The 25,274-nt window shown below is 73.4% G+C and carries 25 protein-coding genes and 1 riboswitch; of the genes, 8 read left to right on the top strand and 17 right to left on the bottom strand.

From position 1 onward, the window contains the following. The first annotated feature begins 65 nt into the window (after nucleotides 1-65). From BLT76_RS11470 to BLT76_RS11455, 4 genes are read left to right on the top strand one after another with little or no spacing between them, the layout of a single operon-like run. Nucleotides 66-2,774, top strand: a complete 2,709-nt coding sequence (locus BLT76_RS11470) for a PAS domain-containing sensor histidine kinase (RefSeq protein WP_090855494.1) — start codon at nucleotides 66-68, stop codon at nucleotides 2,772-2,774. A 17-nt stretch (nucleotides 2,775-2,791) separates the two neighbouring features. Next, a complete protein-coding gene (locus tag BLT76_RS11465; protein ID WP_090855491.1) occupies nucleotides 2,792-3,307 on the top strand; it encodes a pyruvoyl-dependent arginine decarboxylase in 516 nt (171 codons plus the stop codon). Continuing rightward, entirely contained in the window at nucleotides 3,300-3,872 is a 573-nt protein-coding gene (locus BLT76_RS11460) for a hypothetical protein (protein WP_090855488.1), read from the top strand. Before BLT76_RS11465 ends, BLT76_RS11460 begins: the two co-directional genes overlap by 8 nt. A 59-nt stretch (nucleotides 3,873-3,931) precedes the next feature. Beyond that, nucleotides 3,932-4,324 (top strand): response regulator, encoded by a 393-nt coding sequence (locus BLT76_RS11455; RefSeq protein ID WP_090855485.1) that lies wholly within the window; start codon nucleotides 3,932-3,934, stop codon nucleotides 4,322-4,324. 131 nt (nucleotides 4,325-4,455) lie between these two features. Here BLT76_RS11455 and ribH read toward each other — a convergent pair whose 3' ends face one another. From ribH to ribD, 5 genes are read right to left on the bottom strand one after another with little or no spacing between them, the layout of a single operon-like run. Next, on the bottom strand, nucleotides 4,456-4,944 hold the full coding sequence (gene ribH, locus BLT76_RS11450) for a 6,7-dimethyl-8-ribityllumazine synthase (RefSeq protein WP_090855482.1): 489 nt from the start codon (nucleotides 4,942-4,944) through the stop codon (nucleotides 4,456-4,458). Beyond that, nucleotides 4,941-6,203 (bottom strand): bifunctional 3,4-dihydroxy-2-butanone-4-phosphate synthase/GTP cyclohydrolase II, encoded by a 1,263-nt coding sequence (locus BLT76_RS11445; RefSeq protein ID WP_090855479.1) that lies wholly within the window; start codon nucleotides 6,201-6,203, stop codon nucleotides 4,941-4,943. The genes ribH and BLT76_RS11445 overlap by 4 nt, the downstream gene beginning before the upstream one ends. Continuing rightward, nucleotides 6,200-6,886, bottom strand: a complete 687-nt coding sequence (pnuC, locus tag BLT76_RS11440; protein ID WP_090855475.1) for a nicotinamide riboside transporter PnuC — start codon at nucleotides 6,884-6,886, stop codon at nucleotides 6,200-6,202. The genes BLT76_RS11445 and pnuC overlap by 4 nt, the downstream gene beginning before the upstream one ends. Then, nucleotides 6,886-7,503, bottom strand: a complete 618-nt coding sequence (locus BLT76_RS11435) for a riboflavin synthase (RefSeq protein ID WP_090855473.1) — start codon at nucleotides 7,501-7,503, stop codon at nucleotides 6,886-6,888. Before BLT76_RS11435 ends, pnuC begins: the two co-directional genes overlap by 1 nt. Then, nucleotides 7,504-8,601 (bottom strand): bifunctional diaminohydroxyphosphoribosylaminopyrimidine deaminase/5-amino-6-(5-phosphoribosylamino)uracil reductase RibD, encoded by a 1,098-nt coding sequence (ribD, locus tag BLT76_RS11430; protein ID WP_244509366.1) that lies wholly within the window; start codon nucleotides 8,599-8,601, stop codon nucleotides 7,504-7,506. A 90-nt stretch (nucleotides 8,602-8,691) separates the two neighbouring features. Beyond that, a riboswitch (FMN riboswitch) is annotated at nucleotides 8,692-8,836 on the bottom strand. Between the two features lie 277 nt (nucleotides 8,837-9,113). On the opposite strand from ribD, the gene BLT76_RS11425 reads away from it, so the two are divergent. Beyond that, complete coding sequence (locus BLT76_RS11425) at nucleotides 9,114-9,638, top strand: helix-turn-helix domain-containing protein (protein WP_170867027.1); 525 nt, start codon at nucleotides 9,114-9,116, stop codon at nucleotides 9,636-9,638. 18 nt (nucleotides 9,639-9,656) lie between these two features. Here BLT76_RS11425 and BLT76_RS11420 read toward each other — a convergent pair whose 3' ends face one another. The 8 genes from BLT76_RS11420 to ligD form a co-directional block, all read right to left on the bottom strand. After that, nucleotides 9,657-12,176: a polynucleotide kinase-phosphatase gene (locus BLT76_RS11420; RefSeq protein ID WP_090855466.1), complete on the bottom strand. Its 2,520-nt coding sequence runs from the start codon at nucleotides 12,174-12,176 to the stop codon at nucleotides 9,657-9,659. Beyond that, the gene (locus tag BLT76_RS11415; RefSeq protein ID WP_090855463.1) at nucleotides 12,169-13,530 is read right to left on the bottom strand and encodes a 3' terminal RNA ribose 2'-O-methyltransferase Hen1; all 1,362 of its coding nucleotides are present in this window, start codon (nucleotides 13,528-13,530) and stop codon (nucleotides 12,169-12,171) included. The genes BLT76_RS11420 and BLT76_RS11415 overlap by 8 nt, the downstream gene beginning before the upstream one ends. 7 nt (nucleotides 13,531-13,537) lie before the next feature. Beyond that, nucleotides 13,538-14,197: a ribulose-phosphate 3-epimerase gene (gene rpe, locus BLT76_RS11410; protein ID WP_090855460.1), complete on the bottom strand. Its 660-nt coding sequence runs from the start codon at nucleotides 14,195-14,197 to the stop codon at nucleotides 13,538-13,540. Nucleotides 14,198-14,207: 10 nt separating this feature from the next. Beyond that, a complete protein-coding gene (locus BLT76_RS11405; RefSeq protein WP_170867026.1) occupies nucleotides 14,208-15,320 on the bottom strand; it encodes a phosphotransferase in 1,113 nt (370 codons plus the stop codon). A gap of 31 nt (nucleotides 15,321-15,351) precedes the next feature. Then, nucleotides 15,352-16,320, bottom strand: coding sequence for a lipid kinase (locus BLT76_RS11400; protein WP_090855454.1), 969 nt, complete (start codon nucleotides 16,318-16,320; stop codon nucleotides 15,352-15,354). 111 nt (nucleotides 16,321-16,431) lie between these two features. Then, nucleotides 16,432-18,693: a catalase/peroxidase HPI gene (gene katG / locus BLT76_RS11395; RefSeq protein ID WP_090855451.1), complete on the bottom strand. Its 2,262-nt coding sequence runs from the start codon at nucleotides 18,691-18,693 to the stop codon at nucleotides 16,432-16,434. Nucleotides 18,694-18,715: 22 nt separating this feature from the next. Beyond that, nucleotides 18,716-19,147 (bottom strand): Fur family transcriptional regulator, encoded by a 432-nt coding sequence (locus BLT76_RS11390; RefSeq protein WP_090855448.1) that lies wholly within the window; start codon nucleotides 19,145-19,147, stop codon nucleotides 18,716-18,718. Nucleotides 19,148-19,165: 18 nt separating this feature from the next. Next, nucleotides 19,166-20,233 (bottom strand): non-homologous end-joining DNA ligase, encoded by a 1,068-nt coding sequence (gene ligD, locus BLT76_RS11385; protein WP_170867025.1) that lies wholly within the window; start codon nucleotides 20,231-20,233, stop codon nucleotides 19,166-19,168. A gap of 41 nt (nucleotides 20,234-20,274) precedes the next feature. Between ligD and BLT76_RS11380 the strand changes: the two genes are divergently transcribed. Genes BLT76_RS11380 through BLT76_RS11370 form a run of 3 tightly spaced genes read left to right on the top strand, consistent with a single transcriptional unit; the run spans nucleotide 20,275 to nucleotide 22,193 of the window. Beyond that, complete coding sequence (locus BLT76_RS11380; protein ID WP_090855441.1) at nucleotides 20,275-21,000, top strand: AAA family ATPase; 726 nt, start codon at nucleotides 20,275-20,277, stop codon at nucleotides 20,998-21,000. 48 nt (nucleotides 21,001-21,048) lie between these two features. Beyond that, nucleotides 21,049-21,561: a sigma-70 family RNA polymerase sigma factor gene (locus BLT76_RS11375; protein WP_244509365.1), complete on the top strand. Its 513-nt coding sequence runs from the start codon at nucleotides 21,049-21,051 to the stop codon at nucleotides 21,559-21,561. After that, a complete protein-coding gene (locus tag BLT76_RS11370) occupies nucleotides 21,558-22,193 on the top strand; it encodes a hypothetical protein (protein WP_090855438.1) in 636 nt (211 codons plus the stop codon). Before BLT76_RS11375 ends, BLT76_RS11370 begins: the two co-directional genes overlap by 4 nt. Nucleotides 22,194-22,202: 9 nt before the next feature. Here the strand turns inward: BLT76_RS11370 and BLT76_RS11365 are convergent, their stop codons facing one another. The 4 genes from BLT76_RS11365 to fmt are packed head-to-tail and all read right to left on the bottom strand — an operon-like array spanning nucleotide 22,203 to nucleotide 25,273. After that, nucleotides 22,203-22,598, bottom strand: a complete 396-nt coding sequence (locus BLT76_RS11365; RefSeq protein ID WP_139175492.1) for a hypothetical protein — start codon at nucleotides 22,596-22,598, stop codon at nucleotides 22,203-22,205. Between the two features lie 6 nt (nucleotides 22,599-22,604). Continuing rightward, nucleotides 22,605-23,942 (bottom strand): RsmB/NOP family class I SAM-dependent RNA methyltransferase, encoded by a 1,338-nt coding sequence (locus tag BLT76_RS11360; protein ID WP_090855432.1) that lies wholly within the window; start codon nucleotides 23,940-23,942, stop codon nucleotides 22,605-22,607. After that, entirely contained in the window at nucleotides 23,935-24,354 is a 420-nt protein-coding gene (locus BLT76_RS11355; RefSeq protein WP_090855429.1) for an MmcQ/YjbR family DNA-binding protein, read from the bottom strand. The genes BLT76_RS11360 and BLT76_RS11355 overlap by 8 nt, the downstream gene beginning before the upstream one ends. After that, nucleotides 24,344-25,273, bottom strand: coding sequence for a methionyl-tRNA formyltransferase (gene fmt, locus BLT76_RS11350; protein ID WP_090855426.1), 930 nt, complete (start codon nucleotides 25,271-25,273; stop codon nucleotides 24,344-24,346). Before fmt ends, BLT76_RS11355 begins: the two co-directional genes overlap by 11 nt. Between the last annotated feature and the right edge of the window lies 1 nt (nucleotide 25,274).

The following is a 25,274-nucleotide window of genomic DNA, read 5'->3' as shown; positions in this document are numbered from 1 at the left end:
CGGCAACTCTAGGCGGTCGTGGCCGCTGGCCGGGACGGCGGCCCCCACGCTGGTACGGTCCGGGCATGGGCCAGACGGCGTCGCTGACCAGGCAGCGCCGGCGGTTCCGGATCGCGGTCCCCGCTGCCCTGGCCTTCCTGCTCGTCTTCGGGCTGCTGCTGGAGCCGTGGTTCTCCACGGCGGTGCGCGAGAGCGCGAGCAGCGCGGGGCTCATCATCGTCGCCGTGGTCGGGATGACCAGCTGCGCGGTCCGGGCCCGCCAGACCGCCGGCCGGCGGCAGCGCTCCTGGCTGCTGCTGATCGCCGCCGGCGCCTCCGGAGTGCTCAGCAACGTCTGGGTGGCGGCGGTCGGGTCCGACCCCCTGGAGTCCCCGAGCACCTTCGGCGACCTGCTGCTCGCGCTGGCGCTGGTGCTCTCGATCGCGGCCCTGCTCAACTTCCCGACCGTACGACGGCGCGGGATCGACCTGCTCCTGCTCGTGCTCGACGGCATCGTCATCGCCGCCGGCGTCCTCATCATCGCCTCGGTCCTGGTCTACGCCGCCCTGGCCGACCCGGTCGGCGGCTCCGGACCCGACGTGACCCCGGTCCTGCTCCCCGTCCTCGACGTCGTGCTGGCGACCGTCGCCCTGCTCCTCGTGCTGCGCAGCGGGGGCGCCGACCGCCCGGTGCTGGCGCTGGTCTCGGCCGGGTTCGTGATGTACACCGCGGCCGACCTCTCCTTCGCCGTCCGGGTCGCGGAGGACGAGTTCCACTTCGGCACCGTCGGCGACCTCGGGTGGATGGCCGGCTACCTGCTCATCGGACTGGCCGCGTGGTACCCGAGTGCCCAGGTCGACGGCCCCGAGCAGGACGCCACCGGGTCCTCCGACGCCCGCGACACGCTGCTGGTCTACGCGGTCACCCTCATTGCGGCGACCGTGCAGGTGGCCTTCTCCTCCGAGACCGAGATCGCCGGCGCCCAGGCCGTCGTCTGGCTGGTGCTGGTCCTGGCCGCGGGGGTCCGGCAGACGCTGCTCACCTACGACAACGCAACCCTGCGGCGCGGCCTGGAGCACCGGGTGCGCGAGCAGACCGCCGACCTGCGCCGCCTGGTGCGCCAGACCGAGGTGCTGGTCAGCTCGGTGGGCGACGGGATCTACGGCGTCGACCTCTCCGGACGGATCACCTTCGTCAACCCCTCGGGCGCGAAGGCACTCGGCTACTCCCCCGACGAACTGCTCGGTCGCAACGCGCACCTGGACTTCCACGGACCGGCCGCCGACGGGACGCCGTACCCGCTCGAGCAGTGCTACATCACCGACGCGATCCTGTCCGGCCGGGTCTCGAGCGCCGAGCTGGACGAGTACCAGCGCGCCAACGGCGAGCTGTTCCCGGTCGAGATCACGGCCAGCCCGCTGCTCGACGGCGACGACCACGAGCGGATCCGGGGTGCGGTCGTGGTCTTCCGCGACATGACCCAGCGCCGCGAGGTCGACCGGATGAAGAACGAGTTCGTCTCGGTCGTCAGCCACGAGCTGCGGACGCCGCTGACCTCGATCCGGGGCGCCCTGGGTCTGCTGGCGACCGGCAGCCTGGGCGAGCTGAGCCCGCGCGCGCAGTCGATCACCTCGATCGCGCTGGAGTCGAGCGAGCGGCTGGGCCGGCTGATCAACGACATCCTCGACCTCGAGCGCATCGAGTCCGGGAGTCGCCAGCTCGACCTCGGCACCCACCGGGCGGCCGACCTCCTCGCCGCGTCGGCCGACGAAATGACGGCGCTGGCCCGGGACCACGACATGCGCCTCGCGGTCGGCGCCGCCGAGGGCGTGGTGGTCGCCGACCGGGACCGGGTCGTGCAGACCCTCGCCAACCTGATCGGCAACGCCGTCAAGTTCTCCGGCGACGGCGACGTGGTCGTCCTCGAGGCCGCCGCGGGGGAAGACGAGGTCGTGTTCAGCGTGCGCGACCAGGGGCGCGGCATCCCGCCCGACAAGCTGGCCACCATCTTCGAGCGCTTCCAGCAGGTCGACTCCTCCGACGCCCGTCAGAAGGGGGGCACCGGACTCGGCCTGACGATCAGTCGCGGCATCGTCGAGCGACACGGCGGCCGGATCTGGGCCGAGAGCGAGGTGGGCGCGGGGACGACGGTCCGGTTCACGCTGCCCACCCCCCGTCGCTCCCAGCTTGCGGCCCCGGGTGAGCACGACCTGCCGATCGGGCACGTCGTGCTCCTGGCCTCCGACGTGGCCGCCAGGTCCTCGTGGGCGGCCCGCCTCGGCGCGGCCGGATACCACCTGGAGGGCGACCGGTCGCCGGCGGTCGTGGTCACCGGTCCGGCCAGCGAGCCGCTGACTCGCGAGCGGATGCTCGCGGCGCTCGAGGTCTCGCGGCGCAGCGACGGCGACACCGCCCTGGTCCTGGAGCCGGACGAGCGGATCGCGGACGAGGTCAGTCGCTGGATCGCCGACAGCGGCGTCCCGGTCGCGTCGGTGCCCAGCAGCTCCGAGGGGCAGACCCTGCTCGGGCAGCTGCGGCCGACCGTCCTCGTCGTCGACCTCGAGCGCTCGTGGGCGGAGGCCCTCGGCCTGGTGCGCGACCTCCGCGCCCGCATCCGGGACGGCGAGACGGCGGTCATCGCCTACCGGGCGTCGCCCCGGCAGGGGCGGGTGGGCACCGCCGCGAGCGATCCGGCAGGATCGTCCTCGGACCGGACCGAGGACGACATCCTCGGCCAGCGACTCGTGGCGCTGATGGACATCGTGACAGCCCGTTTGGGCGGAGGCCCCACTTGAACCCATCCCAGCCGCCCGTGAGCACGCGATCGCGGCGCCTCGGCGTCGACATCTCGATCCGCACGGCCTCGGGCGCCGGACGCACCACGCTCTCGGCGTTCGACCACGCGCTGCTCAACGCCGGCGTGGCGAACTTCAACCTGCTGGCACTCTCGTCGGTGATCCCGCCGGGCAGCACCGTCACGCACGTCGCCGACGGCTCCGAGCAGCCGGTCGAGGGCGACCACGGCGACCGGCTCTACTGCGTGCTGTCCACGGCGTACGCCGTCGAGCCGGGTCAGGTCGCCTGGGCCGGCCTCGGCTGGACCGTGGACGAGGAGACCGGTGGTGGACTCTTCGTCGAGCACGCCGCCCGGACCGAGGAGGACCTCCACCGCGCCTTGAGCGACTCGCTCGGAGACGTGGTCGCGCACCGTGGCGGCGGGTACGGCGAGTTCCGCACGCTGACCGCCTCGGCGTCGTACGTCGACCGCCCGGTCTGTGCCCTCGCCGTGGCCGCCTACGAGGTCAGCGGATGGACCCCCCGTGCCTGACACCCCCCGGCCGGAGCTGCCGGTCCGGATCAGCGTCGAGACCGACGTCGACGCCGAGACCGCCGCCACCTACTACCGGCTGTACGTCGAGACGTTCGGCCACCTGGCCACCAAGGCCGTCGCCCGGCAGCTCCTGCACGAGGACGAGTTCCTCGAGGAGATGCACGACCCCCGGGTCAGCAAGTACGTCGCGTGGGACGGCGACGACGTCATCGGGCTGACCACCTTGACCAAGCACCTCGAGACGGTCCCGTGGATCAGCCCGGCGTACTTCGAGCACCACTACCCCGAGCAGTGGGCGCGGGACGCCGTCTACTACCTGGGCGTCACGTTGGTGGCGAAGAGCCGGCGTGAGTCGCACGTCTTCCAGGCGATGATCGCGGCCTGCACCGAGCTCATCCTGCGCGAGCGCGCGGTATGCGCCTGGGACATGTGCTTCTACAACGACGAGGAGCTCGGCCTCGGCCCGGCGATCCGGCGGATGCTCGACCACCACCCCGAGCTGCAGGTCGCCCCGATCGACCGGCAGACGTACTTCGCGGCCGTCTTCTCGCCGCCTGCCTGAGCCGCCTCGTTCACCCCACGGACGCGGTCGCTACGCTGACCGCTCTGGGAGGAGGACCGATGACGGTGCCGCGTGTGCTCGTGGTCGACGACGACGACTCGATCCGGGAGATCACCCAGATCGCCCTCGAGGTCGTCGGCGGCTGGGAGGTGCTGAGCGCGAACGGCGGCGAGCCGGCGCTCGCCCTCGCGCGCGAGCACCACCCGGACGCGGTCCTGCTCGACGTGATGATGCCCGAGATGGACGGGCCGACGACGTTCGCGCACCTGCGCGCCGACGCGGCCACCAGCGACATCCCGGTCATCCTGCTCACCGCCAAGGTGCAGGTCGGTGACCGGCAGGCGTGGAGCGACATCGACGTCGTCGGGGTGATCGCCAAGCCGTTCGATCCGATGACGCTGCACAGCCAGGTCGCCGAGATGCTCGGGTGGGTAGGCGGGCAGGTTCCGTGAGGTCTGGGGTCCGCGGTCGGGTGCGGGGGTCTCGACACGGTTGCTAGCGCAACCTGCTCAACCACCGGGGCTCCGGATGCGAGGGTTTCGAGACGGGACTTCGTCCCTCCTCAACCACCGGGGTCGGGTGCTCAGGCCTCGTAGCCGCGCTTGACCCGCTTCAGGGTCTGGGCGGTGACCAGGGCGGCGGACGTGGCCTCGTAGCCCTTGTCCTCCTTCGAGCCCTCCAGGCCGGCGCGGTCGAGCGCCTGCTGGTCGTCGTCGCAGGTGAGGACGCCGAAGCCGACCGCCACGGTGTGGTCGAGGGCGACCCGGGTCAGGCCGTCGGTGGCGGCGTTGCAGACGTAGTCGAAGTGGGGCGTGCCGCCGCGGATCACCACGCCGAGCGCGACGACCGCGTCGTACCCCTGCGCGGCCAGCGCGGAGGCCACCACCGGCAGCTCGAAGGTGCCCGGCACCCGGACGACGACCGGGGCCTCGACCTGGAAGTCGGCGAAGGCCCGGGCGGCGCCGGCCAGCAGGCCGTCCATCACCTGGTCGTGCCAGCTGGCGGCGACCACCGCCACGCGCAGGTCATGGCAGTCGATCGGCTGGGGGGTGGGCGATCCGGCTCCGCTCATCGGAGTTCTCCGTTCTGGGTCGGGTCCTGCGCCAGGTCGAGGTCGGGGAGCACGTGGCCCATCCGGTCGCGCTTGGTCAGCAGGTAGGCGATGTTGTGGTCGTTGGGGTGCGGCGTCAGCGGGACCCGCTCCGCGACCGAGATGCCGTAGTCCTCGAGGTTGGTGACCTTGTCGGGGTTGTTGGTCATCAGCCGCACGGTGTCGATCTTCAGGTCCTTCAGCACCTGGGTGGCGGCGCCGTAGTGACGGGCGTCGGCGGGCAGACCCAGGTCGAGGTTCGCGTCCACCGTGTCGCGGCCGCCGTCCTGGAGCTGGTAGGCCTGCAGCTTGGCGACCAGGCCGATCCCCCGGCCCTCGTGGCCGCGCAGGTAGACGACGACGCCCCGGCCCTCGGCGACGATCCGTTCGAGCGCCTCGTCGAGCTGGGGGCCGCAGTCGCAGCGGCTGCTGCCGAACACGTCGCCGGTCAGGCACTCCGAGTGCACCCGGGTCAGCACCGGGTCGGGGCCGCTGACGTCGCCGTACACGAGGGCGATGTGCTCGGAGTCGTCGGTGGTGATCCGGTAGCCGAAGGCGGTGAAGTCGCCGTGCCGGGTCGGGAGCCGGGTCTCGGCCTCGCGCTCGACGAGCACCTCGTGGCGGCGGCGGTACTTGACCAGGTCCTCGATCGAGATCATCGCCAGGCCGTGCTCGTCGGCGAACTCGCGCAGCTCGGCCGCACGCTTCATGGTGCCGTCGTCGTTGACCACCTCGACCAGCACCCCGGCCGGCGTCAGCCCGGCCAGCTTCGCCAGGTCGACGGCCGCCTCGGTGTGGCCGCGGCGGGCCAGCACGCCGCCCTCGCGGTAGCGCAGCGGGAAGACATGCCCGGGCCGGGTGATCTCCCACGGCTCGGTCGCCGAGTCGGCCAGCACCCGGGCGGTGTGCGCCCGGTCGGCGGCCGAGATGCCGGTGCTGACGCCGTCGCGCGCGTCCACCGAGATCGTGTACGCCGTGCGCAGCTTGTCCTTGTTGTGCGGCGTCATCAGCGGGATCTCCAGCCGGTCGAGCATGTCGCCCGGCATCGGCACGCAGATCACCCCGCTGGAGTGCCGGATCGTGAAGGCCATCAGCTCCGGGGTCGCCTTGCTCGCGGCGAAGATGATGTCGCCCTCGTTCTCGCGGTCCTCGTCGTCGACGACGACCACGGCCTTGCCGTCGGCGACGTCGGCGATCGCCCGCTCCACGCTGTCGAGGCGGACCTTCTCGTGCTGGCTCATGCCAGGGCTCCTTCGGAGTGCTGGCCGGCGGCCAGGTCGGCCTCCGGCTCGGTACGACGCTCCGCGCGCCACCAGGCGAAGAAGCCCAGGACGCAGAAGCCGCCGTAGAAGAGGTACATGCCGGCCGTCGGGTAGTAGCCGGCGTCGACGAGGGTGGTCACGCCGACGACGTCGACGGCCACCCAGACCAGCCAGAACTCCACGTACCCGCGGGCCATCCCGTAGGTGGCGAGCACCGAGCCGGTGAGGATCCAGGCCTCGGTCGGCGGGCTGTAGGAGCCGATGTGCTGGAGGATCTCGTAGGCCACGACGTAGCCGACGGCCGCGACGCCCAGCAGGGCCAGCCGCTCGGTCGCCGTGGCCCACCGCGGGGCGACCGCCCCGCCGTCGGTGGCGCCGCGGGTGTGCTGCCAGCGCCACCAGCCGTAGGCGCTGGCCACCGCGAAGAGCACCTGCCGGCCGGCCTGGCCCCACAGCGGCTCCGCGACGGCACCGCTCAGCTCGCCGCTGACGAACACGGTGAACAGCAGGACGTTGCCGACCAGGCCGACGGGCCAGGCCCAGACCAGGCGGCGCATGCCCAGCAGCGCGCTGGCCAGGCCGAAGCCGTTGCCGACGACCTCGCGGACCGAGAGGTAGCCGTCCCCGACCGGGATCGTGCCGTCGAGCAGCCAGTGCAGCATCAGTCCCGCACCTCGCTCCGGTGGGCGAGCAGCTTCTCGACGTGCTTGGCCAGGATGTCGGCCTCCAGGTTGACCCGGTCGCCCGGCGCGCGGGAGCCGAGCGTGGTGCGCGCGAGCGTCTCGGGGATCAGGCTGACCGTGAACGACTCGGGCCCGGCCTCGACGACGGTCAGGCTGACCCCGTCGACGGTGATCGAGCCCTTGTCGACCAGGTAGCGACCCAGGCCGCCGTGCTGGTCGGCCGGCAGGGAGATCTCGACGACCTCCCAGTGCTCGCTGGCGGTGCGTCGTACGACGTGGCCGACGCCGTCGACGTGGCCCTGGACGATGTGGCCACCCAGGCGCTTGTCGGCGGTCACCGCGCGCTCCAGGTTGACCCGGTCGCCCGGCCGGACGCCGAGGAGGCTGGTCTTGTCGAGGGTCTCCTGCATCACGTCGGCGGTCCAGGTCTCCCCGGTGCGCTCGGCGACGGTGAGGCAGCAGCCGTTGACCGAGATCGAGTCGCCCAGGCCGGCGTCCTCCAGGACGGTCGCGGCGCGGATGGTGAGGCGGATCGCGTCGCCCTGGTCCTCGACCGCCTCGACGGTGCCGAGCTCCTCGACGATTCCGGTGAACATTCAGGTGTCCTCTCGGGTCACGGGGTTTCGAGACGGTCGCTGCGCGACCTCCTCAACCACCGGCACGGTGGGCGCCAGGGTCAGGCGCACGTTGGGCTCGTCGTCCTCGATCGGGTCCAGCACGGCGATGTCGGTGACGCGGGGACGGAACGCCGCGGAGATCGTGGAGATTCCGAGGTCGGCGACGGCGCTGCGACCGGCGCCCAGGAACATCGGGGCCACGTAGACGACGATCTCGTCGACCAGGCCCGCGCGGAGGAAGGACGCGGCCAGCGTCGGGCCGCCCTCCAGGAAGACGTGCTGACGGTCGCGGGCGAACAGCTCGGCCAGCGCCTGCTCGGGGTCGCGAGTGCGCAGGTGCACCGACGCGGCGTCACCGTTGAAGACCCGGCTCGCGGGGTCCAGGTCACGCAGGCCCATGACCGCGCGGAGCGGCTGGTGCGGGAGCGGCCGGTCGTGCTCGTCGCGGACGGTGAGCAGCGGGTCGTCGACCTCGATCGTGTTCGTCCCGACCAGCATGGTGTCGCAGCGGGCCCGGAGGCGATGGGTGTCGAGCCGGGAGGCGCGCGAGCTGACCCAGCGACTGGTGCCGTCGGCCGCGGCGCTGCGCCCGTCGAGGGTGGTGGCGAGCTTCCAGGTCACGAACGGGCGGCCACGCTCGACGGCGAACGACCACACCCGGTTGAGCGCCCGCGACTCGTCCTCCAGCAGACCCTGCTCGACCTCGATCCCGGCCGCGGCCAGGGTCGCCGCGCCCCCGGTGGCCACCGGGTTCGGGTCCGCCTGCGCGTACACGACCCGTCGTACGCCGGCCTCGATCAGCGCCTGCGCGCAGGGCCCGGTGCGTCCGGTGTGGTTGCACGGCTCGAGGGTCACGACCGCGGTGGTCCCCCGCGCCGACTCCCCCGCCCGGGCGAGCGCGTCGGCCTCGGCGTGCGGGGTCCCGGCGCCACGGTGGTGGCCCTCGGCGACCGTTCGGCCGTCGTCGGTCAGGAGGACGCAGCCGACCCGCGGGTTGGGACCGAGCGGGACGCCGGGCGTGGCCGCGAGCACCAGGGCGCGCGCCATCGCGTCGCGCTCTGCGGTGCTGAACGTCATCTCGCCCTCCGTCCGGGATGCTCACGGACTCCGGGGCGGACGGGACGTCACCCACGCGCTCGTCACGGGGACGGGGCGTCGGTGTGTCACCTGCGTGCGCTTCCCATCCGGACTTTCACCGTCGGTCCAGGATTCTCACCTGGTCAACCGGCCGCTGGCTGCGACCGGGTCGCGGACTCCTGATCGTCGATCAGTCACCGCCGGCTCGGAATTACACCGACCCCAGAGCACGCGAGCTGTACACAACTCGTCGGGGCCGAGTCTGCCACAGGGTGTCCGGGGGCTGGATGTGAGTTCCGACATGCGGCAACCCAACGGGAACTTGTGGTCTATGACTCGCGCAAGCACGCGCGCTCGTTCCACCAGGTCCCTGCCCGGTAGGTCCTCCGGGGGTTGATCGATCGTTCGCTCAACCACGACGCGGCCATTCCTGATCGAGCAGTCGATCAACCGATTCCCGAGGCTGTGGAGGCCCGGTCGCCACCGGCCGGCGGATCGGTCAGCATCGGGGGGTGCCCCGACTCCTCGACACCAACACCCGCACCGACGAGCTGGCCCACACCCTGGCCCGGCTGATCGACGAGGGTGGCCTCGAGGCGCCGTCGAGCCGGCGGATCGCCGCGGAGATCAAGCTCAGCATCGCCTCGCTCTACCACCACTACGAGTCCCGCGAGCGACTGCTGCGCGTGCTGAGCTATCGGATCGGCCTCGCGCTGGTGGACGCCTGCCAGAGCGAGGTCCGCGCGACCGGTGTCGGCGCGATGCTGCGCGACGACGAGGACGGGATCATGCTCACCCGGGCGTGGTTGGGGGTGGTCGAGCTCGGTCGCCGCGACGAGCACGTCGGGAACAGCGTGGCGGCCGTGGCGGAGAGGGAGCAGTCCATGCTGTACGGCGCGGCCGGTGACCGCTGCCGGGACCCGGAGCAGGTCGAGCTGGTGCAGGCGCTGCTGCACGGGCTGCGGGCCGCCACCACGCGCTACTGCGACCCGCTCGACGTCGGGCTGGCCCGGCGGATCCTCGTCGACGCGGTCTGAGCCGGCGTCGACGACCCGTCACAGCCGCGGGTCGACGGGCTCCGACTCGAGCGCGAGGACCGCGAACACCGCCTGGTGCACCCGCCACAGCGGCTCGCCCTCGACCAGCAGGTCGAGCGACTCCAGGCCCAGCCGGTGCTCGCGGATCGCCAGGCCACCCTTGCGGCCGGTGTCCCGGCCGCGCAGCAGGTCGAGCGAGTCGAGGTAGTCGGGCCCGTAGACCAGGCGCAGGTAGTCGCGGCCGCGCACCTTCAGGCCCGGCTGCACCTTCCCGGCGCGGTCGACGAGGTGGGCGGGCTTGACGACCATCCCCTCGCCCCCGGCCGCGGTCAGGTCGAGCCACCACCGGGTCGCGGCCGCGCGTGAGTCCGGCGAGGCCAGGTCCACGATGCGGTGCCGGGTCGGGGTGAGCAGCGGGCCGGCGAGGACGCCGAGCTGCGCCAGGTGCCAGGGGTGCGGCTCGCTGGCCGCCAGGTTGCGGCCCTCGGCCGCGAGCACCTGGAACGGGGCCAGGGTGACGCCGTCGAGGCCGTCGGTGGGTCGCACGTAGGCCGCGTAGGCGTCCCGGAACGCGTCCGCTCCCGCGGTACGACGGGCCGCGCGGTCGGCCAGTCCGGCGACCTCGAGCCCGCGGCCGGCGGCCGCGTCCAGCACCCGCTGCACGGCCGGGAGTGCGTGGTGGGCCGCGGTGCCGACCGCGGCGTACTGCTCCCGGATCAGGCCCTCGGCCTTGGCCGACCACGGCAGCAGCTCGGCGTCCAGGACCAGCCAGTCGGTCGCCAGCTGCTCGAACAGCGGGGCGCAGGACGCGCGCAGCCCGTCGACCCGCCGGCCGGTGAGGGTCGGATCGAAGAACGCCCGGCCGGTGCGCGTGTGCACGGTCCCGGTGGAGCCGTCGGCGACCCCGAAGCGTCGCTCGGCGGAGGCCTCGTCGCGGGCCAGCACCACGATCGCCCGCGAGCCCATGTGCTTCTCCTCGCACACGACCGACTCCACCCCCGCCCGGGCATAGGCGTCGAAGGCCTGCTCGGGGTGCTCGAGGTAGCCGTCCTCGCGGGACGCCGGTGCGGGGGCCATGGTCGCCGGCAGGTGCACCAGCCAGCGCGGATCGACCGCGAACCGGCTCATCACCTCCAGCGCGGCGGCGGCGTTCTCCTCCGGGACCTTGACCTTCCCGGTGCGGGTGCTCAGCCAGGTCGGGGCGCCCGGCGTGAGCACGTCCTCCAGGCGGAGGGTGCCGGGAGCGCGCTCGGGAACCGGCGGGGCGAGCGGACGGACCGGCTCGAACCACTGCTGCTCCGCAGGGACGGAGACGACCTCCTTGCCCGGGTAGCGCAGGGCGGTCAGCGCGCCACCGAAGACGACGCCGGTGTCGAGGCAGATGGTGTTGTTGACCCACTCGGTCTCCGGGACCGGCGTGTGGCCGTAGACCACCATCGCGCGGCCCCGGTACTCCTGCGCCCACGGGTAGCGCACCGGCAGCCCGAACTCGTCGGTCTCGCCGGTGGTGTCGCCGTACAGGGCGAACGAGCGGACCCGGCCCGAGGTCCGGCCGTGGTAGGACTCCTTCAGCCCCGCGTGGGCCACCACCAACCGGCCCTCGTCGAGGACGTAATGGCTGATCAGGCCGTCCATGAAGGTGAGCGCGGCGGCCCGGAACTCCGCGCTCTCCCCCTCGAGCTGGTCGAGCGACTCCGCCAGCCCGTGCGTACGGCGGACGTCGGAGCCCTTCAGCGCCCGGACCAGCTTGGCCTCGTGGTTGCCGCTGACGCAGAGCGCGCTGCCGGCCGCGACCATGCCCATCACGAGGCGCAGCACGCCCGGGGTGTCCGGGCCGCGGTCGACCAGGTCGCCGACGAAGACGGCGGTCCGACCCTCCGGGTGCGCGGCGCCGACGGCCCGGCCGCGGTCGTCGTACTCGAGGTCCCAGCCGAGCTCGCCGAGCAGGGTGCGCAGCTCGGAGGCGCAGCCGTGCACGTCGCCGACCAGGTCGAAGGGGCCGGTGAGGTCGCGACGGTCGTTCCAGGGACGCTCCGTGACCACCGTCGCGGCGTCGATCTCGTCGGTGCCCTGCAGCACGTGGACGCGCCGTATCCGCTTCCCCATCCGGGAGAGGCCCTTGCGCAGGTCGCGGTGCTGGCGCGCCACCACCTGCCGGCCGAAGTCACGGTCGGGACGCAGCCGGTTGCGCTCCTGGGCGACGGACTCGGGGACGTCCAGGACGATCGCGTCGACCAGGACGTCGTGCTCGCGGGCCACCTCGATCAGGCTCGCCCGGGCGCGGTCCTGGACGTTGGTCGCGTCCACAACGGTCAGCAGGCCGCGGCGCAGCCGGGTGCCGACGATGTAGTGCAGGACGTCGAAGGCGTCGCGGGTGGCGTCCTGGTCGTTCTCGTCGTCGGCGACCAGCCCCCGGCAGAAGTCGCTGGAGATCACCTGGGTGGGGGCGAAGTGGCGGGCCGCGAAGGTGGACTTCCCGCTGCCGGACACGCCGACCAGGATCACCAGCCCGCGCTCGGGGATCCTCAGCTCAGGCACGTCGGAACACCGCCAGCTGGGTCGGGGCGCCGAGCTCGGGGTCGGGGTCGCCGATGCCGCGGAGCTCGACGTCGTACCCGTTCCGCTCGGCGACGCCGCCCGCCCAGTCCGCCAGCTCGGCCCGGGTCCACTCGAAGCGGTGGTCGGGGTGCCGCATCCCGACCAGGTGCTCGTAGCGCGGGTTGTAGTCGGCGTTCGGCGTGGTCAGGACGACGGCCCCGGGCCGCGCCGTCGCGAAGACGACGTGCTCGAGGGCGGCCAGCCGGGGCGGGTCGACGTGCTCGACGACCTCCATCAGCACCGCGGCGTCGTACCCGGCGAGGCGCGGGTCCTCGTAGGTCAGCGCGCCCTGGAAGAGGGTCAGCCGCTCGGCCTGCCGCTCCCCCATCTCGTCGGTCCGCAGCCGGCGCGCGGCCTGGCGCAGGGCACCGCTGGAGACCTCCATCCCCGCGACCCGGGTGTACGACGGGTCGCCCAGCAGCGCCTCGACCAGCTGGCCCTGGCCGCAGCCGAGGTCGATCACCGAGGTGGCCCCGAGCTCGGAGAGCACCTGCAGCACGGCGTCCCGGCGTCGCGTGTTGAGCGGCACCGGCCGCTCGTCGGTCTCGTCCGCGACGTCGCCCCCGACCTCGGCCAGCCGGACCAGGGCGGCACGCGCGAGGCCGGTGCGGGCCAGGTAGCGCCGGGTCACCAGCTCGCGCTCGGGGTGGGTGGCCAGCCAGTCGCCACCGGAGCGGAGCAGCTTGTCGACCTCGTCGGCGGGCTGCCAGTAGTGCTTCGACTCGTCGAGCACCGGCAGCAGGACGTAGAGCTGGTTGAGCGCGTCGGCGAGCCGGACCGTGCCGGTCAGCCGGAGCCGCACGTAGCGGGAGTCGCCCCAGGCCGGGAACCGCTCGTCGAGCGGCAGCGGGTCGGCCTCGACACTCCAGCCGAGCGGGGCGAACAGGCGGTGCGCGACCTCGCTGCCGCCGCGGCACGGCAGCACCGGCACCTCGATCACCAGCGGGAGCGCGGTGTCGGCGAGGTCCTGGCGGGACCCGCCGCGGCCGGCCCGCGCGGTGCTGAACACGTCGCCGAGGGCGACCGCGAGCAGCGAGGACGCGGCGTACGGCCGGTCGTTGACGTACTGGGCCAGGCTGAAGTCGGGCGCGTTGCGCGGCCTCGACCGGGCCAGCCGCACCGGGTCGACGTCGAGCAGCAGCGCGACCGTGGTCCGCTCGTCGGTGGCCTCAGGGAAGAGCACGGTGGCGGTCCCGAACGACTGCCGGAACTCCTGCACCCGGTCGGGGTGCTTGTGCAGCAGGTAGCCGAGGTCGCGCGCGGGCTCGTGGGTGGTCGAGACGGTCAGCAGCACGGGAGCGTCACCCGGCTGCCTCGGCCGCGGCGCGCAGCGCCTCGACCATCGCGTCCGGGTCGTCGGCGGAGTAGACCGCCGAGCCGGCCACGAACACGTCCGCGCCGGCCTCGGCACAGCGCTCGATGGTCTCCAGGGAGACGCCGCCATCGACCTGCAGCCAGGTCTCGACGCCGTGCTTCTCCATCAGCGCCCGGGCACGACGGATCTTGGGCAGCACCAGGTCGAGGAACTTCTGGCCGCCGAAGCCCGGCTCGACGGTCATCAGCAGCAGCATGTCGAGCTCGGGGAGCAGATCCTCGTAGGGCTCGACCGGCGTGGCCGGCCGCAGCGCCATGCTCGCCCGGGCCCCGGCCGCGCGGATCTCGCGGGCCAGCCGCACGGGGGCGGCCGCCGCCTCGACGTGGAAGGTCACCGACCCGCAGCCCGCTTCGGCGTACGTCGGCGCATGCCGGTCGGGATCGGCGATCATCAGGTGCGCGTCGAGGGGCAGGTCGGTGCTGCGGGCGAGCGCCTCGACCATCGTCGGACCGAAGGTCAGGTTGGGCACGAAGTGGTTGTCCATCACGTCGACGTGCACCCAGTCGGCACTGGGGATCCGCGCGACCTCCGCGCCCAGGGCGGCGAAGTCGGCGTTCAGGATGCTCGGCGTGATCTGGATACCCACGCGGGCGATCCTAGGGGTGCCGCAGGGCCTCGGCGGTGTCCAGGTCCTCGACGGCGGCGAGCGCCCGACGCAGGCCGACGGCCGCCACGTCGGCACCCTGGAGGCCGCCGAGCCCGACGGTGAAGACCGTCGAGACGTAGGCGTAGGCGACCTGTCTGCGGTAGCCGGCCCAGGTCTCCGCCGCGGACAGGTCCGGACCGCCGGCGCTGCGCAGCGCCGTGCGGTAGTCGTCGAGCAGGTCGCGCTCGACGGCCCGTCGTACGTCGGGCTCCAGCGCGAGGACCAGGTGGTACGACGCGTCGCGCAGACCCACGCCCCGCCGCACGGCCTGCCAGTCGAGCAGCCCGGCCCGCTCGCCGCCAGCGGCCCCGTCGAGGAGGTAGACGTTGCCCGGGTGCGGGTCCCCGTGCAGGACGCTCGGTGGTCCGTCGTCGAGGAGCCGGGCCCAGTGCCCGTAGCCGCGCAGCAGCGGCTCGGCGGCCGCCGAGGTGAGCGTCGGGTCGTGGCGCAGCACCCGCTGCTGCAGGCGCCCGAGGGTGGCGTCGACCAGCGGGAGGAAGGCGTCGCCCGCGTTGGTGCCGAGCCAGCGCGGCGTGCGTCTCCCGTGCGTGCGGCCGTGGAGCAGCGCGAGCTCGCGCAGCACCGCCGCCACCCGGTCGGGCGTCAGCGGGGTGCGGGTGTCGACGAACCGGGCGCCCCGGGCGGCGAGGTCCTCCAGAACGACCGCGAACCGACCGGTCCGGCCCTCCTGGCGGGCCGCGACCAGGGCGGGCGCCTCGACGGGCAGGCCGGGGCGCAGGTCGCGGTAGAAGCCGACCTCGACCGCGCCCAGCCGGGCCAGCCCGCCGAACACCCGGGTGCCGGCCTCCCCCGCGGTGGCCTTGACGAACACCGAGGGCGGTACGGCGCGCCCGCGCAATCCCAACCGGGCCCGATCGGTCGTGCCGGAGGACCCCGCGAGCACGGTCACCGCGTCCACGCGGCGGCCGAGCAGCCGGGTCAGCGCGGCGGCGTCGTACTCCTGGACGCGGCGGGGCAGGCCGCTCGTCGGGGCGAGCGCCGCGCGGGAGGCCTCGCGGACCACCCGGCCGCCGAGCCGGGCCAGGGCGACGACGTCGGGCATCCCCGCAACGTCGCAGCGGCCCCGGGTCGCGTCAAGCGCCGTACCGCTCAGTTGGCTCATGGGCCCGCGGGCCGTCGAGCCGCGCCGCCTCGGAGCCGAGCGGCACGACGACGTGGACCGCGTTGCGCTCGACGGTGAAGGTCGCGGGCGTGGTGGCGGCGATCTCGCCGTCCAGGTTGACCGGGAGCGGCGGGTCGGTGACCACCCGGACCGCACGGGTGGTCAGGTGGTGGACCCGCTCATGCTCGATGAAGGAGCCGTCCTTGAGGATCCGGGCGATCGACACGTGGTCGGTGAACCGGCCCCGGACGATGGCGTAGACGTCGAGCAGGTGGTCATCGATCGAGGCCGTCGGCGACACCGCGTTGCCGCCGCCGTAGTGCCGACCGTTGCCGACCGCGACCTGCAGCAGGTCGTCGAGCTCCAGCGGGTCGCGGTCGCCGTCGGGGAACTCCAGCCGGGCGCGGAAGGGGCGGTGGTGGCGGTAGGCCAGGAGCGTGGCCAGCGGGTAGGCCAACGGCCCGAGGCGGCGCTTGAGGCGCGGTGTCAGGCGCTCGGTGACGCCCACCGACAGCCCGATCGAGGCCACGTTGAGGTAGGCCCGGCCGTCGACCCGTCCGAGGTCCACGTCGACCACCCGGCCGGCGACCAGGGCCGCGACGGCCTCGTCGAGGCCCGCCGGTACGCCGAGGGTCCGCGCGAAGTCGTTCGCCGTCCCCAGCGGCAGCACGCCCAGCGTCACCCCGGTGCCGGCGACCCGGCCAGCGGCGCAGCTGACCGTGCCGTCGCCCCCGCCCGCGACCAGCAGGTCGGGACCGGTGGCCAGCGCCTCCTCGATCCGGCGCGGCAGGTCGGCCCCACGGAGCACCGGGTAGGTGCGGACGGCGTCGTACCCGGCCTGGGCCAGGAGCTCGGCGACCCGGTCGACGGCGGCCGCGCCGCGGCGCGATCCGGCGTTGACCACGACGGCGACCTCACGGGCATCTCTCGCGTGCAGCAAAATGCGACGACGCTACGAGGCGTTGCTAAGGGCCAGATGAGAACGACCCCGGCCCGTCCTGTGAGGACGGACCGGGGTCGCCGGGTGGGTCAGCGCAGCGTCAGGCCGGCGTCAGTCGAGGTCGAACCGGTCGGCCTCGGTGACCTTGGTCCAGGCCGCCACGAAGTCGTGGACGAACTTCTCCTGGGCGTCGGCGCTGGCGTAGACCTCGGCGAACGCCCGCAGCTGCGAGTTGGAGCCGAAGATCAGGTCGACCGCGGTGGCCGTCCAGAGCACCGAGTCGCCCTCACGGATCTCGTAGACGTGCTCGTCGGTCCGGGAGGCCTTCCAGGTGCGGCCCGGGGTCAGCAGGTTGGTGAAGAAGTCGGTCGTGAGCTGGCCGGGACGGTCGGTCAGGACGCCGTGCTGGGCGCCGTCGACGTTGGTCCCGATGGCCCGCAGGCCACCCACGAGCACGGTCATCTCGGGCGCGGTCAGGTCGAGCATGTAGGACCGCTCGACCAGCAGCTCCTCCGGCTGCAGCTTCTCGCCGGCCCTCAGGTAGTTCCGGAACCCGTCGGCGCGCGGCTCGAGGAGGGCGAAGGACTCGACGTCGGTCTGCTCCTCGGACGCATCGGTGCGACCGGCGTGGAACGGCACCGTGACCTCGACGCCGGCGTCCTTCGCGGCCTTCTCGACCGCGGCGTTGCCGGCGATGACGATGAGGTCGGCCAGCGACACCTGCGCGCCACCACCCGCGTTGAACTCGCTGCGGACCGCCTCGAGCTTGTCGAGGACCCTCGCCAGCTGCTCGGGCTGGTTGACCGCCCAACTGCGCTGCGGCTCCAGACGGATGCGGGCGCCGTTGATGCCGCCGCGCTTGTCGGTGGAGCGGAAGCTCGCGGCCGCGGCCCAGGTCGTCGAGACGAGCTCGGAGACCGTGAGGCCGGACTCGAAGACCTTGGCCTTCAGCGTCGCGACGTCGGCGTCGCCGACGAGCTCGCCCTCGTGGGCCGGGACCGGGTCCTGCCACAGCTGGGGCTCCGGGACCCAGGGACCGAGGTAGCGCTCGACCGGGCCCATGTCGCGGTGCAGCAGCTTGTACCAGGCCTTGGCGAAGGCCTGCGCGAACTCGTTGGGGTTCTCGAGGAAGCGGCGCGAGATCTTCTCGTACGCCGGGTCGAAGCGCAGGGCGAGGTCGCTGGTCAGCATGGTCGGCTTGCGCTTCGGCGAGTCGGCCGCCGGACCGGGGACGATGTCCTCGGCGTCCTTGGCGACCCACTGGTAGGCGCCGGCCGGGCTCTTCGTGAGCTCCCAGTCGTACTTGAAGAGGAACTTGAAGAAGTCGTTGCTCCACCGCGTCGGCGTGGAGGTCCAGGTGACCTCGAGGCCGGAGGTGATCGCGTCGGCGCCCTTGCCGGTGCCGAACGCGCTCTTCCAGCCGAGGCCCTGCTCCTCGAGCGGAGCACCCTCCGGCTCGGGGCCGACGAGGTCGGCGTCGCCCGCGCCGTGGGTCTTGCCGAAGGTGTGGCCACCGGCGATGAGGGCGACGGTCTCCTCGTCGTTCATGGCCATCCGGCCGAAGGTGTCGCGGATGTCGCGGGCCGAGGCCAGCGGGTCCGGGTTGCCGTTGGGGCCCTCGGGGTTGACGTAGATCAGGCCCATCTGGACCGCGCCGAGGTTCTCGCCGAGCTCGCGCTCGCCGCTGTAGCGCTCGTCGCCCAGCCAGGCGTCCTCGGGACCCCAGAAGATCTCCTCGGGCTCCCAGACGTCCTCGCGGCCGAAGCCGAACCCGAAGGTCGTGAAGCCCATGTCCTCGAGCGCGACGTTGCCGGCGAGGACCAGCAGGTCGGCCCACGAGATCTTCTGGCCGTGCTTCTGCTTGACCGGCCACAGCAGCCGGCGGGCCTTGTCGAGGTTGCCGTTGTCGGGCCAGCTGTTGAGCGGCGCGAACCGCTGCGAGCCGTCGCCCGCACCGCCGCGGCCGTCGTACGTGCGGTAGGTGCCGGCGGCGTGCCAGCTGAGCCGGATCATCAGCCCGCCGTAGTGGCCGAAGTCGGCGGGCCACCAGTCCTGGGAGGTGTTGAGGACCTCGACGACGTCGCGGCGCAGCTCGGCCAGGTCGAGCTTGGCGAACTCCTGCGCGTAGTCGAAGTCCGGGCCGAGCGGGTTGCCCTTCGACGAGTGGGCGTGCAGCACCGACAGGTCGAGGCTGTTGGGCCACCAATCCTTGTTGGTGTGCGGCCGGCCGCCGGTCTTCGGCGTCGGGGAGTCGAGCGCGGGGTTCTCGCTCTCGCTGCCGTGCTCGGTCGCACCACCGTGCATCACCGGGCAACCACCCTCCGCCTTGCGGTCCACGCCCTGGGGGCTCTCGGGGGTCTGGCTGTCGCTCATCTGCTTCCTTCCACGGGGGCCATCACTGAGGGGTACGCGCGGCCGCGCACTCAGGGCAGGTGCCCCAGTACACGACCTCCGCCTCGTCGACCACGAAGCCGTGGTCGTCGGAGGCGGTGAGACAGGGGGTGTGGCCGACGGCGCAGTCGACGTCGGCGATCGCACCGCAGGAGCGGCAGACCACGTGGTGGTGGTTGTCGCCGACCCGCGACTCGTAGCGCGCGGTCGCACCGGCGGGCTGGATGCGGCGCACCAGCCCGGCGTCGGTGAGGGCACGCAGCACGTCGTACACGGCCTGGTGGGAGACGGCTCCGAGGTCGGTCCGCACGTGTCCGATCACCGCGTCGGTGTCGAGGTGCGGGTGCTCGTGGACGGCGCTCAGCACGGCCAGCCTCGGCCGGGTCACCCGGAGCGAGGCGGCGCGTAGCTGGCTCGCGAAGTCCGGTGCGGTCATGGGAGCCAGCATGCCGCGCTATCTGGAACGAGTCAAGAAAGGACGCGCCGATCCGGTGGTTGAGCAGCGAGGAGCGCTAGCGACGAGCGTGTCGGCCTGCGCAACCTGCTCGACCACCGGCCTCAGTCGTCCGGGGGGGTCGGGGGTCTCCTGGCCCGCGGCCTCGTCCCGCTCGGCCCACTCCAGCAGCGGCGCGAGGTCGAACGGGTGGGCGTCGATCTCCTCGTGCAGGTCGCCGAGCTCGGCGAAGCGGGCCGGCACGGTGAAGATCGTGCCGTCGTGGGGATCGACGTCGTCGACCTCGTCCCAGCGGATCGGAGTCGAGACGCGCGCGTCGGCGACCCCGCGGACCGAGTAGGCCGCGGCGATGGTGTGGTCGCGGGCGTTCTGGTTGTAGTCGACGAAGAGGTGGTGGGGGTCGCGGTCCTTGCGCCACCAGGCGGTCGTCACGTCGTCGGGGGCCCGGCGCTCGACCTCGCGGGCGAAGGCCAGCGCGGCCCGTCGTACGTCGGAGAAGCCGTGGGCGGGCGGGACCCGGACGTAGACGTGCAGCCCGGACCCGCCGCTGGTCTTGGGGAAGCCGACCGCACCCAGCTCGTCGAGCACCTCGTGCACGACGTGGGCGACCCGGCGGACGGTGGCGAAGTCGCACAGCGGGCCCGGGTCGAGGTCGATGCGCCACTCGTCGGGCTTCTCGGTGTCATGACGGCGGCTGTTCCAGGGGTGGAACTCGACCGTGGACATCTGCACCGCCCAGATCACGCTGGCCAGCTCGGTCACGCAGAGCTCGTCGGCGGTGCGGTTCCAGCGGGGGAAGTGCAGCCGCACCGTCTCGACCCAGGGGGGCGCGCCGGCGGGGACGCGCTTCTGGTGCACCTTGTCGCCGGCCAGGCCCTTCGGGAAGCGGTGCAGCATGCACGGGCGCTCGAACAGCGCGTTGACGATGCCGGGCCCGACCGCGAGGTAGTAGTCGACCAGGTCGAGCTTGGTGGCTCCCGACTCCGGGAAGTAGACCCGGTCGGGGTTGCTGACCCGGACCACCTTGTCGTCGACCTCGATCTCGACCGCGGGCGGCTTGCTGGGCATGCCGCTCAATCTAGGGGGTGGGGCCGACTACGGTGCGGGACGTGGACTTCGACGAGCCGCCCGTGGTGCATGTCTCCGCGCGCACCGGTCACGGCCTCGACCCGGAGGACTGGCCGGCGGAGATCCCCGCGGTGGCCCAGCTGCTGCGGCGAGGCCTGGAGCTGCCGAAGGGCGTCACGTTCCTGGTCGGGGAGAACGGCTCGGGCAAGTCGACGATCGTCGAGGCGGTCGCGATGGCCTACGGCCTGTCGCCGGAAGGCGGGTCGGTCGGGGCTCGGCACTCGACGCGCCCCTCGGAGTCCCCGCTCGGCGCCGCCCTCCAGGTACGACGCGGGCTCGGCTCCGGTCGTTGGGGCTTCTTCCTGCGCGCCGAGACCATGCACGGCTACTACACCTACCTGGAGGAGAACCCGGGCACGCTGCGCGAACCCCGCTTCCACGAGATGAGCCACGGCGAGTCGTTCCTGGCGGTGCTGCGCACCCGCTTCGACACCCCTGGCTTCTACTGCCTGGACGAGCCCGAGGCCGCTCTGTCCTTCTCGTCCACCCTCGGCCTGATCGCCGCCCTCCACGACCTGGTCTCCGACGGTGGGCAGGTGCTGTGCGCCACGCACTCCCCCGTGCTGGCCGCGATGCCGGGCGCCACGATCCTGGAGGTCGGCGAGTGGGGCCTGCGTCGTACGACGTGGGACGAGCTGGAGCTGGTCCAGCACTGGAAGGCCTACCTCGACGCTCCCGGCCGCTACCTGCGCCACGTCCTCGACTGACCTCGCGACCGTGTCACGTCGCGAGGGCCCCGAGGCGTCTGATCAGGTGTGACGAGGGACGAGCAGGCCGAGGAGTTCGCGACGTTCGTGCGCGAGACGGGCACCCAGCTGCACCGGGCCGCCCTGCTCCTCACCGGCGACCGCCAGCTGGCCGAGGACCTGACCCAGACGACGTACGCCAAGGTCTTCGCGTCCTGGCGCCGGGTGTCGCGGGCGGACAGCCCGCTCGCCTACGCCCGGACGACGCTGCTCAACTCGTTCCTCTCGCACCGCCGGCTGCGTCGCAGCAGCGAGCTGCCGGCCGGCCCCGACCTCGGGCACGAGAGCTCCGTGCCCGCGGACGACCCGACGACCCGCCTGGACCTCCTGGACGCGCTCGCGACGCTGCCCCCGCTCGACCGGGCGATCGTCGCACTGCGCTACTGGGAGGACCGCTCGGTCGCCGACACCGCGCGCGACCTCGACCTCACCGAGTCCGTGGTCCGCACCCGTTCGCGACGCGCGCTGCAGCGGCTCCGGCCGCTGGTCGCCGCTGAGCTCACCGAGAGGAACCACCCGTGAACGACCTCGACCCCGACCGCCTGGGCACCGCCCTGCACGACCGCCTGCGCGACGAGCGCCCCGACCTCGAGCGGCTCGTCGCCGACGCCACCCGCAGCGGCACCCGGATCCGGCGCCGCCGCGCCACCGTCGCTGCCCTGGCGACGTGCGCCGGCGTCGCCGCCGTCGCGATCGCCGGCAGCCAGCTCGCCGGGTCCTCCGGTACGACGAACGGCGGGCCCGGCTTCGCCGAGCGACCCCGTACGGCGGAGCCGACCGACCGCACCTTCACCGGCACCGGCGAGAGCGGATCCGGACTGGACGAGCTGGCCCGCCTGGCGAGCGAGCAGGCCGAGCTCAGGGAGGCCGCCCGCGACCTCGCTCCGTTCGACGTCACCGTGCCCGGCTGGACCTGCGACGAGCCGGCCGACGAGAAGTTCGGCTGCACCCGGGGCACGGAGTCGCTGCACCTGGTGTGGCGACCGGCCGCCAGCCGCCCGAAGTACCTCGGCCCGGACGGCTCCGGGCCCGGCACCTACGTCAGCGACGTGCACGGCGGCATCTTCGTGACCGTCGAGCCCGGGGCCGGCACCTCCGCCGAGGCGGCCGCCGAGGTCGGCGCGACCCTGGCCTGGACCGACGAGCGGTCCTGAGGGGCTCGATCAGTCGTCGACCATCCACCGTCGCAAGGCCCCGGCGACCTCCGGGTCACCATGGCCGTCGCCGCTCGTCCAGGGATCGGCGGCGTCACCCCGCAGCCAGGCGAGCACGTCGGACGGATCCGCATGACCTCCCGCCTCGCGCGGTGCCCGCACCATCTCCTCGTCGGGAAGGTCATCGGGCCAGCGCCGCCAGCCCAGGCCGTCGACCGTGTCGAAGACGATCCAGTCGGGCGACCCGTGGAGCGTCACGCAGGCACAGATCATCAGGACGTGCTGGGCCCGCCCCTGCCACACCCCCGCGGGGTGGCGCGACGCCGCCTCACCGAGCAGGCGCTCGATGCCTCCGACGGCCGAGTCCGCTGCTGGTCCGCTCGGCGGACGCGGGCGGTACCTCATCGCGACCTACCCCTGGCGGCGCAGCAGGGCCAGGAACATCGCGTCGGTGCCGTGCCGGTGCGGCCACAGCTGCAGCGTGCCGGGCAGCGGCCCGGCCGCGTCGGGGACCTGCGGGAGCAGCGCGGTCGCGTCCTCGAGCACGACGTCCGTGCGGCCCGCCAGGACTCCACTCACCAGGCCGGAGGTCTCGGCCAGCATCGGCGAGCAGGTCGCGTAGAGCACCACCCCGCCCGGTCGGACCAGGTCGAGGGCCGAGCGCAGCAGGGCGCCCTGGAGCGGCACCAGCTCGTCGAGGTCGGCCGGACGGCGGCGCCAGCGCGACTCCGGGCGCCGGCGGAGCGCGCCCAAGCCGGTGCAGGGCGCGTCGACCAGGACCCGGTCGAAGGCCCCGGACGGGTACGGCGGGGCCGTGCCGTCGCCGGCCACCACGCCGAGGACCCCCGGTCCGCCGGCGACCGAACGGGCGACCAGACGGGCACGGTGCGTCTGGCGCTCGTTGGCCAGCAGGGTCGCGCCGCGCTGGGCCGCCAGCGCCGCCAGCAGGGCGGCCTTGCCCCCGGGACCGGCACACAGGTCCAACCAGGCGGTGTCCGGGCCGTCGACCGGAGCCGCGGCCAGTACCGCCGCCACCAGCTGCGAGCCCTCGTCCTGCACGCCGGCGCGGCCCTCGGCGACCGCCGGGACGGCACCGGGGTCACCGCCCTCGAGCACCACCCCCCAGGGCGAGTACGACGTCGGCGCGCCCGGCAGCTCCTCGCGGGTGGCCCACCCGGGCCGCGCGACCAGGGTGACCCGTGGCGGCTCGTTGTCGGCGGCCAGCAGGGCCGGGAGCTCCTCGGGGCCGACCGCCTCGCGGAGCCGCTCGACGATCCAGGCCGGGTGGCTGTGCACGGTCGCGAGGTCGTCGCCGAAGGTCGCCAGCCAGCCGTCGAGGTCGCGGGCCGACACCTTGCGCAGCACGGCGTTGCTGAACGACGCCGCACCGGGCCCGACCTTGGAACGCACCAGGTCGACGGTCGTGCTGATGGCGGCGTGCGCCGGCACCCGCATCGCGAGCAGCTGGTGCACCCCGAGCCGGAGCGCGTCGAGGACCTTGGCCTCGACCTTGCGTAGCGGCCGGTCGACGCACGCGGCCAGGACCGCGTCGTAGGTGCCCCGTCGGCGCAGCGTGCCCGAGACCAGCTCGGTCGTGAAGGCCGCGTCGCGGCCGCTCAGGCCGTGCTCGCGGAGCACGGGAGGCAGCGCCAGGTTGGCGTAGGCGTCGTCGACCCGGACCGCCTTCAGCACCTCGAACGCGGCCAGTCGCGACGGGTCGGGCCGCCGTCCGCGCGAGCGCTCAGCCATCCGAGGAACCGTCGAGGTGCTCGCGGGCCAGCTTCTTCGGCGCCCGGGCGGCCCAGGCGTCGGTGATGATCTCGGCCAGCTCGGCCCGGCCCAGCTCGCCGAGCCGGGACTGCTGCACGAGCACCGCGTTGGTGCGGCGGAAGTGGTCGATGGTGAAGAACGGCAGCCGCTCGTCATCGACCAGCGCCTGCTTCTCGACCGCGGTCGGGGTCACGATCACCAGCAGGTCGTCGTACTCCTCGCCTGTCGCGGGGTCGACGGCCGTGTGGTGGGGCTTGCGGAACAGCACGAAGCCGCGGCCGCGCACGAGGTACGTCGGCACGTCACCCCAGGACGTGCCGAGCTCGACCTCCGGCAGCGAGCGGCAGATGTCGTCGACGTCGTCCGGGGTGGCCGGACGGTCACTCGCCACCGAACACCGCACCCGTCTCCACGCGGGTGCCGCGGGCCCAGTCGGCCGCCGGCATCTGCTTCTTGCCGAAGGCCTTGACCTCGCCGAGCCGGACCGCGTGGGTGCCGGTGCCGACCAGGACGGCGTTCTTGCGTACCTCGAGGGTGCCGGGCGCCAGGGCCAGGTCGGGCTCGGCCGCGACCGGGCCGAGCTTGATCCGCTCCCCGTCGTACGTCGACCACGCGCCGGGCCCGGGCGTGCACGCGCGGATCCGCCGGTCGACCGCGGCGGCGGGCTCGGCCCAGTCGACCCGGGCGTCCTCGACGGTGATCTTGGGGGCCATGCTGACCCCGTCGTCAGGCTGGGGGCGGGCCTCGATGTCGCCGACCTCGAGGTGGTCGAGCGTGGTGACGAGCAGCCCCGCGCCGCCCTCGGCGAGCCGGCCGAGCAGGTCGCCGGCGGTATCGGTGGGCCGGATGCGCTCGGTCATCACGCCGAACGTCGGGCCGGCGTCCATCTCCTTGACGATCCGGAACGTGGTCGCGCCGGTGACCTCGTCGCCGCCCCAGATGGAGTGCTGCACCGGGGCCGCGCCGCGCCAGGCGGGCAGGCAGGAGAAGTGCAGGTTGACCCAGCCCAGCGGCGGGATGTCGAGGGCCGACTGCGGCAGCAGGGCGCCGTACGCCACGACGGGGCAGCAGTCCGGCGCCAGCTCGCGCAGCGCGGCCTGGAACTCCGGGTCGCGCGGGTGGTCGGGCTTCAGCAGGGGTACGCCGAGCTCCTCGGCCCGCAGCGCGACCGGGCTGGCCACCAGCTTGCGCCCGCGCCCGGCCGGGGCGTCGGGACGGGTGACGACGCCGACCAGCTCGTGGCGGGAGGCGGCGATGGCGTCGAGCGCCGGGACGGCCACCTCGGGGGTGCCGGCGAAGACGACGCGCACC

Origin of the sequence: Nocardioides lianchengensis (genome assembly GCF_900101465.1) — a bacterium.
GTDB lineage: Bacteria > Actinomycetota > Actinomycetes > Propionibacteriales > Nocardioidaceae > Nocardioides > Nocardioides lianchengensis.
Note: the sequence above shows the minus strand (reverse complement) of the source record. Positions and strands in the feature narration are given on the sequence as shown.

Coding starts and splice junctions, on each gene's coding strand:
- BLT76_RS11445 (WP_090855479.1), bottom strand. CDS start 6,203: ATGAGCCAGCACGAGAAGGTCCGCCTCGACAGCGTGGAGCGGGCGATC.
- ligD (WP_170867025.1), bottom strand. CDS start 20,233: ATGCCCAGCAAGCCGCCCGCGGTCGAGATCGAGGTCGACGACAAGGTG.
- BLT76_RS11365 (WP_139175492.1), bottom strand. CDS start 22,598: ATGAGGTACCGCCCGCGTCCGCCGAGCGGACCAGCAGCGGACTCGGCC.
- pnuC (WP_090855475.1), bottom strand. CDS start 6,886: ATGCTGCACTGGCTGCTCGACGGCACGATCCCGGTCGGGGACGGCTAC.
- BLT76_RS11470 (WP_090855494.1), top strand. CDS start 66: ATGGGCCAGACGGCGTCGCTGACCAGGCAGCGCCGGCGGTTCCGGATC.
- ribH (WP_090855482.1), bottom strand. CDS start 4,944: ATGAGCGGAGCCGGATCGCCCACCCCCCAGCCGATCGACTGCCATGAC.
- BLT76_RS11405 (WP_170867026.1), bottom strand. CDS start 15,320: ATGCCCGACGTCGTCGCCCTGGCCCGGCTCGGCGGCCGGGTGGTCCGC.
- BLT76_RS11390 (WP_090855448.1), bottom strand. CDS start 19,147: ATGACCGCACCGGACTTCGCGAGCCAGCTACGCGCCGCCTCGCTCCGG.
- BLT76_RS11435 (WP_090855473.1), bottom strand. CDS start 7,503: ATGTTCACCGGAATCGTCGAGGAGCTCGGCACCGTCGAGGCGGTCGAG.
- ribD (WP_244509366.1), bottom strand. CDS start 8,601: ATGACGTTCAGCACCGCAGAGCGCGACGCGATGGCGCGCGCCCTGGTG.
- BLT76_RS11360 (WP_090855432.1), bottom strand. CDS start 23,942: ATGGCTGAGCGCTCGCGCGGACGGCGGCCCGACCCGTCGCGACTGGCC.
- BLT76_RS11455 (WP_090855485.1), top strand. CDS start 3,932: ATGACGGTGCCGCGTGTGCTCGTGGTCGACGACGACGACTCGATCCGG.
- katG (WP_090855451.1), bottom strand. CDS start 18,693: ATGAGCGACAGCCAGACCCCCGAGAGCCCCCAGGGCGTGGACCGCAAG.